Source organism: Arthrobacter sp. BG3, from assembly GCF_056680185.1.
In genome coordinates this window covers 2995148-3008532 of the sequence record NZ_CM155270.1, presented here as the reverse complement: position 1 = coordinate 3008532, position 13385 = coordinate 2995148, and the positions used below count along the sequence as shown (strand labels likewise).

The window sequence follows — 13385 nt, the reverse complement described above, 5'->3', positions numbered from 1 at the left end:
ATGCCAAGTATTTCGCCGCAGAATGGAAAGCTATTAACGATCAAGAACGGCGACTCAGATCTTTCACAGCTTTGCCCCCGAGCCGGCACTGGAATTGCTGGAGAAAAGCGAACCTATGGCTATCGCGTCGACGTTGGAATTCCAACCGACCCAAGCATGCCAACCCCAAGGTCCGGTACGCCGTCTTCAGTTCGGTTATCATCCGGCCCGTCGCGGTAATAAGAAACGTCAGCAAATCACAGTGAGGAAATGAGTGAAGAATCGTCAGTCCCGGAAAGTTCAACTCCGGAAGGTGGCCACGGTTCTCAGTATCTGGCTTGTTGCTGGCTCGATCCTTATCCTCCAGCCTGGGGGACTGTTCCGCTTCACGTGGGTCAAGGCCGTTGTTCTTTTGCTTGCACTGGGCGCAGGGGTCCTTCCGGGAGCACGCGCTGCGCTGCCGCGTTCGGTAAAGATGATGTTGTGGGCCGGTGCCGCCGTCCTCGGATGTGCAGCGATTTCATCCGCTGATCCCGCTGCAAGTTTTCTTGGCCGTTGGCCACGGTACGAGGGTGCGCTGATGCTTGCCCTATACGTCGGCCTGTTGGCCTTGGGTGCCCGCCTCCTCGGCGGGGATCGGTCGCCTGCCTGGCACACCCTGCAGCGGGCGCTGGCGGTGGCAGCGGTCCTGCTGTGCATCATCAGTTGCTTGGAAGCGGGCGGCTTGCGCCCGCTCGGTGGTGCAGCGGACCTGCGGCCCGGGGCGACTCTGGGAAATGCCACCGATCAGGGCCTGGTCGGAGTGTTGATTGCGGGGCTCCTGGCCCTTCCCGGCCTTAGGGTCCGGCGCACGCGGGACTGGATCCTGGTCATTGGGCTCGCCGCTAGCGTCCTGACGGTGGTCTTGTCGGGTTCGCGCGCAGCATTGTTGGGGCTGGTGGTCGAGGCTGCCGTTATTGGGTTCCTCTCATTTCGGAGGACGCGGCCAACCCGGCGGCAATCGTTGGCCGTTGCCGGCGGCACTGCCGCCGTCGTCGCCCTCGTGTTGTCCGTCCCGGCCGCTCGGGACCGTCTCTGGGCCGAGGAAACGGTCACCGGCCGGTGGCTTTTGTGGCAACAGGCCGTGAGACTGGCCAAGGACCACTTATGGACCGGGGTCGGCCCCAGCGGTTTTGTTGACAGCGTGCCGGAATACGAATCCCAGCAGTGGGCAGTCCAGGTGGGGGATGCATTTCCTCCCGATTCTCCGCACATCTGGTTGTTGCAGGCGCTCGTAGTCGGCGGCATTCCGTTGCTGATCCTCGCGTGCGTTCTCGCGGTGCTCGTCCTTCGCGTCGCACTGACCCGGATTAATGATGCAGTAAGTCCGGCGCAACAAACGACCCTAATCGGAGCGCTCGCTTCCGTACTTGCTTACGGCTGCGGCCTGCTGACCCATTTCACCTCTCCCGGCACAACCGGCCTGGCCCTGTTCATTTGCGGCGGCCTGATTGGGCTGCCCATGTCCGATAAAACTAGGCTGTTTCGGGGGAGGCTGAAAAGTCGGCTTGGCGACCCGATGATGTCGAAAACCTTAAAGAGAGCCCCGCTGGTCGCAGTAGCCGCCGGGCTGGCCGTGGCAGTGCCGGCTACCGTTGCTGAATGGCCTATGAATAGCGGCGCAGAGGCTGTCAGGTCAGGTGAGACTGGGCTAGCCGAGCAGCGGTTCACTTTGGCACACCAACTCCGGCCCTGGGACAGCGACACCGCATTGCAGGCGGCACAGGCATTTGCCGGAGCCGCCAGCAAGGGAGACAACGAAGCAGCGTCACGAACGGTCGAATGGGCCCGGATGTCACTGGCCCAAACCCCGAGTTCGGTGGAAGCCGGGCTGGCCCTCTCCATCGGGTATATCTACTTGGGGGACCTCCAGACGGCTAAAGCAACACTGGACCCGCTAATCAGACGGGCTCCGTACACCGCGGGCCTCTATGTGCAGCGAGGGGTCGCAAACTTCGGGCTCGCGCACCCTGACGAGGCTATCCAGGACCTGCGAATGGCGGCGGAACAGTCCCCGTCGTCCCCGGTGCCATGGCAAATCCTGGCGCGCATGTACCAACGACTGGGCGACACGGCACAGAGCGCAGCTGCCCAAGCACGTGCCGAAGGGCTCGGCGGCGGGAACCGCAAGTAGCGACTTCACCGGGCGGGATCGCGATTGGTGGGTGGGATGCCGCCCGGCGATGTGGGCCGGGTCATCTGAGCTGAGCCTCGCGTCCACGGGAATCCAGTTTCTCGGTCGAAGTTCGGCGCAGATCTGCAGGGTCTGGCGGACACGAAAGAGCGGATCACCTAGCCGGCCCCGCCGGCTTCGGGCGGTTACGCGCGCGTCGGCGTAGCCGCTGGAAGGGATCCAGCGCCGCCGTCTTGATCCCCGTGCTGTATCCGGTGCCACGGTCTTTGAACCAGGCGGGGCAGGCTCTTCCGGAGCGTCCAGGGATCTGTAGCTGCAGGAGATGGCGGGCTCGGTTTCGTTGCGGCGGAGCTCGACTGCCTGCGGAGTCGGGACCGGACCGCCGCAGACAAGAAGAGCCCGGGTGCCCTGCAGAATCCTGCAGATCACCCGGGCTCTTGCTACGGCGGGCCGCCCAACCGGCCACCGGAGGTTTTCTACCACCGCGGGACTTGACAGCCTTCAGTTGCCGGGCGGCTGCGGGGTCTTCGTTTTGACGTTGCCGGCTAGAGGATGGCGGTCATTGGGTTCCAGCCCGAGCCCAGGTCGATGCGTTTGAACCAGTCGCCGGCCCCGTTGTTCGGGTACAGCCAGAGCTCGCCGGTGCTGTCGCGGGCGATAACGTCGGGCCGTCCGTCACTGTTCATGTCCCCCGGTGCGGTGATCGCGTTCATCGTGTTCCAGCCGGCGCCCAGATCGACGCGTTTGAACCACTCATTCGCGCCGTTACCGGGATAGAGCCAGAATTCACCGCTGGTGTCACGGGCCACGAGATCCACGTTCCCGTCGTTGTTGAAGTCCCCCGGGGCGACGATCGAGCTCATGATGTTCCACCCGGACCCCAGGTCGACGCGTTTGAACCAGTCGCCCGCCCCGTTGTTCGGATACAGCCAGAGCTCACCCGAGGAATCCCGGGCAATCAGGTCCGGCCTGCCGTCCCCGTTGAAGTCCCCCGGAGCGACGATCGAGGTCATCACATTCCACCCGGCCCCCAGGTCGTGGCGCGTTGACCAGTCTCCGGTCCCGGTCCCCGGGTAGAACCACAGTTCCCCGGACATATCCCGGGCGATCACGTCGGCCTTGCCGTCACCGTTGAAATCCCCGGCGCTGACAATCGTGGACATAACATTCCACCCGGCCCCCAGATCAATCCTCTTGAACCAGTCCCCGGTCCCCGTGCCCGGATACAGCCAGAGTTCCCCCGAGGCGTCCCGCGCGATCAGGTCAGTTTTCCCGTCCCCGTTGAAATCATTCAACCGTTTCGGCGCACCCGCACCCGGACCCGGAGTTGGCGTCGGGGTCGGCGACGAAGTCGGAGTTGGCGTCGGGGTCGGAGTCGGGGTCGGCGACGAAGTCGGAGTTGGCGTCGGGGTCGGAGTCGGGGTCGGCGACGAAGTCGGAGTTGGCGTCGGGGTCGGCGACGAAGTCGGAGTTGGCGTCGGAGTTGGCGTCGGCGTCGGCGTCGGCGTCGGCGTCGGCGACGAAGTCGGAGTTGGCGTCGGGGTCGGCGACGAAGTCGGGGTCGGGGTCGGCGTCGGCGCCGGCGGAAGGCTGGCGTGGGCGAGAAGGGTGCCGCTGCCGGATCCGTTACCGTATACCCGCACATCGATCGTGGCCGACGGCGCAAGACCCGTCAGTGCCACGTCCCGTTTCTGGCTTGCTGCTACCGTTTCCTTCGCACGCGTCAGGTCTCCGTTGACGATGATCTGATAGTCCGATGCAACGGTCGAGCCAGTGTTGTCCATACTCACGGTGGCGCTCCCCGCGACATTCGCGTCCACCGTCACGCTCGCCTTCGGAGCAGACACCGGCGCCGGGCTTGACGAATAGGACAGCGTACCGATGGCTGTATCCTTGCCGACGGCTGCGCTGATGGGTACGGCCGACGCCTCGGTCGTGACGCCCCCCGAATACAGGTCCCCGAGCAAGGGCTGGGGGTATGGGGTGACCTTGATCAGGTATTGTCCGGTGCTCAGGCCGGTGACTTTGTAGCTTCCCTGGGCGTCGGTGTACGTGGAACGGGTAACGAGGGACCCGTCCGTGGTGTAGGCATGAAGCATCGCCCCGCCCAGGGGTTTCCCTGCTGCGTCCGTGACTGTTCCGCTGATGCTTCCGCCGGCGGTGAGGGCCGCGTCGATGTTTGAAACGCTTTGTCCGGTGCTGACGGCAACCGAAGTCGCCGCACCGAGTCCGGCGGATTCGGGCTTGTTCTGGTAGAACTGAGCCTCCGCCAGGGAGAATCCGCTGGCCCTATTGAAGGCCACCTTATACGAGCCCGACGCCAGTCCGACGACACTGTACGCACCGGACGAATCCGGGTAACCCTGCTTCACGACGGCACCCGCGGCATCGAGCACATCAAGCGGGTACTGTGTACCGGTCTCGGTCGGCACGGTCACCGTACCGGCGATTGTGGCCCCCTTGACCAGGGTGAAGTTGATGCCCGGGAGACTCTGCCCGGTGGTCACCGCCACGGGAGTGGCTGAGGCCGCGGTGGCCGCGTTGGTGTACCACTGGTCCTGCGCTCCGCTGTTGTAGCCGGCGAACTGCAACTTGTAGGACCCGGCGGTCAGCCCGATGAACTGGTAGGTCCCGTCGGAAGCGATTTGCGCCCCGCTCAGCAACCTGCTCGAGGCATCCGCGGTGTAAGCGTTGACATATGTGAAGGTGATGTCGACGCCTGCCGGGGCCGTGACGGTGCCGCTGATCGTGGCGCCCTTGACCAGGGTGGCGTTGATACCGGCCAGATCCTGCCCGTTGGTGACCGTCACAGCCGTTGCCGTGGCGGCGGTACCGGCATTGTTGTACCACTGGTCCTGGGCGCCACTGGCGGATCCGGGGAAGTCCAGCTTGTACGACCCGGCTGGCAGCCCGATGATCCGGTACGTCCCGTCCGCGGCTACCGCACTCGACCCGGCATACGTTGCCTGGGAATCCGCCGTATATGCAGCCACTGTGGCCGAGGCCAGGCTCACCCCAGCAGGGGCCGTGACCGTCCCGCTGATCGTGGCGCCCTTGACCAGTGCAGCGTTGATACCGGACAGATCCTGCCCGGCAGCGACCGTTACAGCGGTTGCAGCGGCCGCGGTAGCGGCATTGTTGTACCACTGCTCCAGGGCCCCACTTCCTCGGTAGCCCGCAAAATCCAGCTTGTAGGACCCGGCAGGCAGGCCAATGATCCGGTAGGTCCCATCCGCAGCCACCCGGGCCCCGCCACTGTAACGCGATGTCGAGTCAGCGGAATAGACACTGACCGATGTGGCGGTCAGGTCGACTCCGGCAGGGGCCGTGACCGTGCCGCTGATCGTGGCGCCCTTGACTAGGGTGGCGTTGATACCGGCCAGATCCTGCCCTGCCGTGACGGTCACGGCAGTGGCCGTGGTCACTGAGGTGGCATTGTCGTACCACTGCTCCAGCGCCCCGCTGCCCATGCTGGAGAAGTTCAGCTTGTAAGACCCCGCAGCCAGCCCAACGATCTGGTAGGAGCCATCCGCGGCCACCCGGGTGCCGACAACGTAACGAGATGTCGAGTCAGTCGTCGAGACATTGACGCTGGTCGAGGTCAGGTCGACTCCGGCAGGGGCCGTGACGGTGCCGCTGATCGTGGCGCCCTTGGCCAGGGCGGCGTTGATACCGGCAAGATCCTGCCCGGCCGTGACGGTCACGGCGGTGGCCGTGGTCATTGAGGCTGCGTTGTTGTACCACTGGTCCACGGCTCCGCTGTTATAGCCGGAGAAATCCAGTTTGTAGGACCCCGCAGCCAGGCCAACGATCCGGTACGTGCCGTCCGCGGCCACCCGGGCGCTGCCACCGTAACGCGATGTCGAGTCAGCCGAATAGACACTGACGGAGGTCGCGGACAGGTCGACTCCGGCAGGGGCCGTGACCGTCCCGCTGATCGTGGCGCCCTTGACCAGGGTCGCGTTAATACCGGCCAGATCCTGGCCGGTGGTCACAGTCACGGCGGTGGCAGTGGCCTGGGAGGTGGCGTTGTTGTACCACTGGTCCAGGGCTCCGCTGTTGTAGCCGGAGAAATCCAGGGTGTACGAGCCAGCCGGAAGGCCGGTGATTTTGTAGGTGCCGTCGGGGCCCACGCTGGCGCTCACAGAGGGACCAGACTGGCTGGACCCGGCATAGGCACGAACGGAGGTGGAGGTGAGGTTCACGCCGGCCGGGGCCGTGACGGTGCCGCTGATCGTGGCGCCCTTGACCAGGGTCGCGTTGATGCCGGCCAGGTCCTGGCCGGCAGTTACGGTCACGGCGGTGGCAGTGGCCTGGGAGGTGGCGTTGTTGTACCACTGGTCCAGGGCTCCGCTGTTGTAGCCGGAGAAATCCAGGGTGTAGGAGCCCGCCGGAAGGCCGGTGATGTTGTAGGCGCCGTCGGGGCCGACGCTCGCGCCCACAGAGGGACCCGACTGGCCGGACCCGGCATAGGCACGAACGGAAGTGGAGGTGAGGTTCACGCCGGCCGGGGCCGTGACGGTGCCGCTGATCGTGGCGCCCTTGACCAGGGTGGCGTCGATGCCGGCCAGATCCTGGCCGGCTGTCACGGTCACGGCGGTGGCAGTGTTTTGGGAAGTGGCGTTTTTGTACCACTGGTCCAGGGCTCCGCTGTTGTAGCCGGAGAAATCCAGGGTGTAGGAGCCCGCCGGAAGACCGAGGATTTTATAGGTGCCATCGGGGCCGACGCTGGCGCTCACAGAGGAACTGGTCAGGCTGGACCCTGCATAGGCACGAACGGAAGTGGAGCTGAGATTCACGCCGGCCGGGGCCGTGACGGTGCCGCTGATCGTGGCGCCCTTGACCAGGGTGGCGTCGATGCCAGCCAGGTCCTGGCCGGCAGTCACGGTGACTGCGGTTGCCGTGCTAGCCGACGAGGCGTTGTTGTACCACTGCTCCACGGCACCGCTGTTGGAGCCGGAGAAGTCGAGTTTGTAGGACCCGGCAGCAAGTCCAACCAAGCGGTAGGTCCCGTCTGAGGCCACCTGGGCGTACGCGCCGTTGTTGACCCCATTGGCGTAAACGAACGTGGAGGTCAGATTCACCCCGGCGGGTGCCGTGACGGTGCCGCTGATCGTGGCGCCCTTGACCAGGGTGGCGTCGATGCCGGCCAGATCCTGCCCTGCGGTCAGCGTGAGAGCGGCCGCCGTGCTGAACGAGGAGGCATTGTTGTACCACTGGCCCAGGGCACCGCTGTTACCGCCAAATTCCAATTTGTACGACCCGGCAGCCAGGCCGGAGAGCTGGTACGACCCGTCCGGGTTGAGATTGACGGACCCCCGCACGTCGTACGCGCCGTTCATGGCAGCCTGCACGGTGACATTGCTGGCCGTAACGCCCGCGGGCACAGTGACGGTGCCACTGATACTCGTCGTTGTCCCGGCCGCCTGCGCGGGAACAACGCCCCCGATCATTAATGCGGTAAATACCGAGACCACTAAAGCGACGTTTCGCCTAAAGTTAAATTTGCGCGCGCGCATGACCAATCCCCCAAAATGTGCATGCGACGGACATTAGCCGGCGCAGTTCCCCTGCCCCACGGCAGATGATCGTATTGTATACACAGAAAAGACTGCTCATGCGTCGGCCCGGGAATTCGGTCGGGGGGGTATCTTCCGAGGCGGGGAAGTTTTCGGCTACCGACGTTTCTTTATGTTTGATTGGCGACCACACAGCAGCTGGAAATGGCGGTCTACTCGGCCGCTGGAAACGCCAAGCATTCCGCACACATTGCTGTGAGTCCAGGACGCATGGCACCAATTCATCCGTAATAATCGCAATTGTGAGCACTCCGGGGACGACTATGTGTCCGTCCACATGGCGATTATTACGAAAGGGTGTGGCCTCTTTTCGGACGTGGGATGTGCTTTGCCATTCGGCCGATGCGATGCCGGTCCGGCGGTAAAGTGCGGTCCGGCGGTAAAGTGCGGTCCGCCAGCTGACGACGGTGACAACAGGAATGATGGATAGCCGATGAATGGCATCGAGGCGCCGATCAAGTGCCCTATGCAGCCTTGGCCCACCCGCCAGGCCGCCGACCCACCCGGGCGGTCTCCAAAGGCAAGGGCCTGCCCTTCTACGTCCAAGAACTCGAACACGTCGCCCGCCCGACAACGCAAGACGCCCGGCTGGGATATCCCAGCCGGGCGTCTGCGTGATCTTCAAACACTACGTAATCGTCCGCGGTTCGACGACCGAGGGAAACCCCGGGGCGCACGCCGCCATGAGTGATCCTGCGGTCAGTACCGGGTGAGGGTACCCTCGTTCTGCGCGGATTCAGCTTCCGTCACTGCTGCATTCCCCTCGACCTCAACCTTGTTGTCCTCGACGTCAGACTCGTCCTGGGCGTCGGCCTCGGCGGGGCCGTTGACGGAGGCCCTGGCCGCGGCGAACTTCTCGTTCAGCCGGGAGTGGCGCTGGCCGTAGGAGAAGTAGATGATGATGCCGATCACGAGCCAGCCGGCGAAGAAGATCCAGGTCTCCACGGCCAGGTTGGTCATGAGGTACAGGCACAGGACGGCCGAGATGATCGGGAGCACCTTGCCGAACGGCACCCGGAAGGCGGGCTTCAGGTCCGGGCGCTTCTTGCGCAGCACCAGCACGCCGATGCTCACCGTCACGAAGGCGGACAGCGTGCCGATGTTGATCATTTCCTCCAGCAGGTCCACCTTGGTGAGCCCGGCGACAACCGCCACGGCGGCGCCGCAGATGATCTGCAGCCGGACCGGCGTCGCGCGGATGGTGCTCGTCTTGGACAGCGAGCGCGGCAGCAGCCCATCGCGGCTCATGGCCAGCACCACGCGGGAGAGGCCCATCAGCAGCACCATGATCACGGTGGTCAGGCCCACGAGGGAGCCGAACGCGATGACCTTGGCGGCGTCGGTGTTGCCCACGGCCTCAAAGGCGGTGGTGAGGGTGGGGTTCTTGGCCTCGGCCAGCTTGGTGTAGGACACCATGCCGGTCAGCGCCAGGGAAACCAGGATGTAGAGCACAGTGACGACGGCGAGGCCGCCGAAGATGCCGCGGGGCAGGGTCTTCTGCGGGTTCTTGACCTCCTCGGCCGAGGTGGCCACCACGTCAAAGCCGATGAAGGCAAAGAACACCAGGGCGGCGCCGGCGAAGATGCCCAGGGTGCCGTACTGCGCCGGTGCAGCGCCGGTGAGGAAACCGAAGAAGGACTGCTTCATGACGTCGGCGGCACCGGTGCCGCCGGTCGGCTGGGAGGTGGGCACGAACGGGGCGTAGTTCTCGAACTTCACGTAGCTGAAGCCCACCACGATCACAAAGAGGACGACGGCGATCTTGATCAGCGTGAAGACGTTGCCGACGCGGGCGGACAGCTTCGTCCCCAGCACCAGCAGCACGGTGAAGACGGCGACGATCAGGAAGGCGCCCCAGTAGAGGTCCACCCCGCCTAGGGAGATCGACGGCGGAATGTCCACGCCCATCAGCGCAAACACCTTGCTGAGGTAGATGCCCCAGTACTTGGCGATCACCGCACCGGCGGTGAACAGCTCGAGGATGAGGTTCCAGCCGATGATCCAGGCCAGCAGCTCGCCCATGGTGGCGTAGGTGAAGACATAGGCGGACCCGGCGACGGGGATCGCGGTGGCGAACTCGGCGTAGCACATGATCGCCAGCGCACAGGTGACGGCGGCAATGGCGAACGAAAGGGTGACGGCCGGGCCGGCGAAGTTTGCTGCAGCCTTGGCCCCGACCGAGAAGATGCCGGCGCCGACAGCAACGGCGACGCCCATGATCATCAGGTCCCAGGAGCTGAGCGAGCGCTTCAGCTTCCGTCCGGGTTCCTCGGCGTCCGACATGGACTGCTCGATTGATTTGGTCCGGAATAGGTTCATAGGAAAATCCAAAATCTCGCTAGCTGGTTGGAAACAGACCTATCCATAGTAGTGTCCATCCACTGGACGGCCAGATTTGTCCCACATGCTGAGACGCAAAAGGCGGGCCGCGCAGGTTTCCCCGCACGGCCCGCCCGTCTCACGAGCTCCGGTTCAGACCGGCCAGTCCATCAGTGTGGACCGGATCAGGAACCGTTTGCCTTCCGGCGCCTCGACCGAGAAGCCGCTCCCCCGGCCCGGCACCACGTCCACGGTCAGGTGGGTATGGCTCCAGTAGTTGAACTGCTCCTTCGACATCCAGAACTCAATCGGCTGCGGCTGCAGCCCGTCGGAAATGTCGAAGAGGCCCAGCAGCACATCCGAGTCGCCGGTGATGAACTCCCCGGCCGGATAGCACATCGGCGAGGAGCCGTCGCAGCAGCCGCCGGACTGGTGGAACATCAGCGGTCCATGCTGGAGCCACAGCTTGCGCAGCAGTTCCACCGCTTCCTCGGTGAGCGCCACCCGGGAGAAGTCCTCCCCGGGAACGGTCACGGCGGCGTCGAGCTTGGTCGGTGGCATCAGAGTCCTTTCTGCATCAGTACCTGTTGACCATCAGTACTTGATGACCACGCGGCCGTCGATCTTGGCGTGCTTCATTTCATCGAGGACGGCATTCACGTCGGACAGCTCCCGGGTGGAGACCGTCGGGTGGATCTTGCCCTCGGCGTAGAATTCCAGCGCCTCGGCCAGGTCCTGCCGGGTTCCCACGATGGAGCCGCGGACGGTCAGGCCCTTGAGCACAATCTCGAAGATCGGCGCCGGGAAATCACCCGGCGGCAGGCCGTTGAACACAATCGTTCCGCCGCGGCGGGCCATCCCGATCGCCTGGCCGAACGCTGACGGGTGCACTGCAGTGACCAGGACTCCATGGCAACCTCCGGTTTCGCGCTGGATGACTTCGGCGGGATCTTCGTGCAGGGCATTGACGGTCAGTTCCGCACCGTGCTTCTTGGCGAGGGCGAGCTTGTCGTCGGCGATGTCCACCGCAGCAACCCGGAGGCCCATGGCCACCGCGTACTGGACGGCGATGTGGCCGAGGCCGCCGATGCCCGAGATCGTGACCCACTGGCCGGGCCGGGCCTCGGTCATCTTGAGCCCCTTGTACACGGTCACACCTGCGCACAGCACCGGGGCCACCTCGACGGGGTCCGAGCCGGCCGGGATCCGTGCGGCGAAGCGCGTGTCCACCAGCATGTACTCGCCGAAGGAGCCGTCAACGCTGTAGCCGGCGTTCTGCTGCGCCTCGCACAGGGTTTCCCAGCCGGTGCGGCAGTACTGGCAATCGCCGCAGGCGGACCAGAGCCAGGCGTTGCCGACGAGGTCCCCGACGGCCAGGTCGGTGACGCCCTCGCCGAGGGCAACCACCTCGCCGACGCCTTCGTGGCCGGGGATGAACGGCGGGGTCGGCTTGACCGGCCAGTCGCCTTCCGCGGCGTGGAGGTCGGTGTGGCAGACGCCGGTGGTCATGACCTTGACGAGAGCCTGGCCGCGGCCCGGTACGGGAACGGGGAGGGTCTGGATCTGGAGGTCCTTGCCGAATTCGGTTACTACCGCGGCTTGCATAGTCGTCGTCGTCGTTGTCGTCGTCATAGCGAAATCCTTGCGTCATCAAACATGGGTGCAGCTAAAAAGGCGTGTGCACGGCGTCCTTCCGCGTGGGTGCACACGTGGTGCGGGCGGGGCGGATCCTTTCCGATCCGCCCCGCCCGGGTTTGGTGCGGCTTAGAAGAAGCCGAGCTTGTTCTCGTTGTAGCTGACCAGGAGGTTCTTGGTCTGCTGGTAGTGGTCCAGCATCATCGCGTGGTTCTCGCGGCCGATGCCGGAGGACTTGTAGCCGCCGAACGCAGCGCCCGCCGGGTAGGCGTGGTAGTTGTTCACCCACACGCGGCCGGCCTGGATCTCGCGGCCGGCGCGGTAGGCGACGTTGCCGTTACGGGACCAGACGCCGGCGCCGAGGCCGTAGAGGGTGTCGTTGGCGATGCCCATCGCGTCGTTGTAGTCGCTGAAGCGGGTCACGGACACCACCGGGCCGAAGATTTCCTCCTGGAAGATCCGCATCTTGTTGTGGCCTTCGAAGATGGTCGGCTGCATGTAGTAGCCGCCGGCCAGGTCCCCGGGCATTTCGGCGCGGGCGCCGCCGGTGAGGATCTTGGCGCCCTCCTGCTTGCCGATGTCGATGTAGGAGAGGATTTTTTCCAGCTGGTCGTTGGAGGCCTGGGCGCCCAGCTGGGTTTCGGTGTCCAGCGGGTTGCCCTGGATGATCTTCTCTACCCGGGCCACGGCGTCGGCCATGAAGGAATCGTAGATGTCCTCCTGGACCAGGGCGCGGGAGGGGCAGGTGCAGACTTCGCCCTGGTTGAAGGCGAAGAGCGTGAAGCCTTCCTGTGCCTTGTCGTAGAACGCGTCGTTGGTGTCGGCGACGTCGTTGAAGAAGATGTTGGGGCTCTTGCCGCCCAGTTCCAGCGTGACCGGGATCAGGTTCTGGCTGGCGTACTGGCTGATCAGGCGGCCGGTGGAGGTTTCGCCGGTGAACGCGATCTTGCGGATCCGGGGGCTGGAGGCCAGCGGCTTGCCGGCTTCGACGCCGAAGCCGTTCACCACGTTCAGGACGCCGGCCGGCAGCAGGTCGCCGATGAGTTCCATCAGGACCAGGATCGAGGACGGGGTCTGCTCGGCCGGCTTGAGGACGACGGCGTTGCCGGCGGCGAGCGCCGGGGCGAGCTTCCAGACGGCCATCAGGATCGGGAAGTTCCAGGGGATGATCTGGCCGACGACGCCGAGCGGCTCGTGGTAGTGGTAGGCGGTGGTGTCCTCGTCGAGCTGGGACAGCCGGCCTTCCTGGGCGCGGACCGCGGAGGCGAAGTAGCGGAAGTGGTCGGCGGCGAGCGGGATGTCCGCGTTGAGGGTCTCGCGGATCGGCTTGCCGTTGTCCCAGGACTCGGCGACGGCGAGCATCTCGAGGTTCTCGTCAATGCGGTCGGCGATCTTGTTCAGGATGGCGGCGCGCTCGGCGACGGAGGTCTTGCCCCAGGAGGGGGCAACCTTGTGGGCGGCGTCCAGCGCCAGCTCAATGTCCTCGGCGGTGCCGCGGGCGACCTCACAGAAGGCCTTCCCGGTGACGGGCGTGATGTTCTCGAAGTACTGGCCCTTGACCGGAGCGACCCACTCGCCGCCGATCCAGTTCTCGTAGCGGTCCTTGAAGGTGACTTTCGAGCCCTCGGTACCGGGCTGTGCGTAGACAGTCATTGCAGCTCCTTTGCTGTGCAAGACGGTGGCGGCCAGTTGTTGGCGCC

General features: G+C 64.9%; 6 protein-coding genes. 1 reads left to right on the top strand and 5 read right to left on the bottom strand.

Annotated elements, in window-relative coordinates; genetic code table 11:
• The first annotated feature begins 253 nt into the window (after positions 1-253).
• Positions 254-2152: an O-antigen ligase family protein gene (locus tag AC1MFL_RS13460; RefSeq protein ID WP_479810392.1), complete on the top strand. Its 1899-nt coding sequence runs from the start codon at positions 254-256 to the stop codon at positions 2150-2152.
• A 545-nt stretch (positions 2153-2697) separates the two neighbouring features.
• Here the strand turns inward: AC1MFL_RS13460 and AC1MFL_RS13455 are convergent.
• The 5 genes from AC1MFL_RS13455 to exaC all read right to left on the bottom strand — a co-directional run bounded on the left by AC1MFL_RS13455 (position 2698) and on the right by exaC (position 13338).
• On the bottom strand, positions 2698-7605 hold the full coding sequence (locus AC1MFL_RS13455) for a carboxypeptidase regulatory-like domain-containing protein (RefSeq protein WP_479810391.1): 4908 nt from the start codon (positions 7603-7605) through the stop codon (positions 2698-2700).
• 825 nt (positions 7606-8430) lie between these two features.
• Positions 8431-10050, bottom strand: a complete 1620-nt coding sequence (locus tag AC1MFL_RS13450) for an APC family permease (RefSeq protein ID WP_479810390.1) — start codon at positions 10048-10050, stop codon at positions 8431-8433.
• 153 nt (positions 10051-10203) lie between these two features.
• Positions 10204-10611 (bottom strand): DUF779 domain-containing protein, encoded by a 408-nt coding sequence (locus tag AC1MFL_RS13445; protein WP_479810389.1) that lies wholly within the window; start codon positions 10609-10611, stop codon positions 10204-10206.
• A gap of 33 nt (positions 10612-10644) precedes the next feature.
• Entirely contained in the window at positions 10645-11655 is a 1011-nt protein-coding gene (gene adhP, locus AC1MFL_RS13440) for an alcohol dehydrogenase AdhP (RefSeq protein ID WP_479815461.1), read from the bottom strand.
• Positions 11656-11814: 159 nt separating this feature from the next.
• Positions 11815-13338, bottom strand: coding sequence for an acetaldehyde dehydrogenase ExaC (exaC, locus tag AC1MFL_RS13435; RefSeq protein ID WP_479810388.1), 1524 nt, complete (start codon positions 13336-13338; stop codon positions 11815-11817).
• Between the last annotated feature and the right edge of the window lie 47 nt (positions 13339-13385).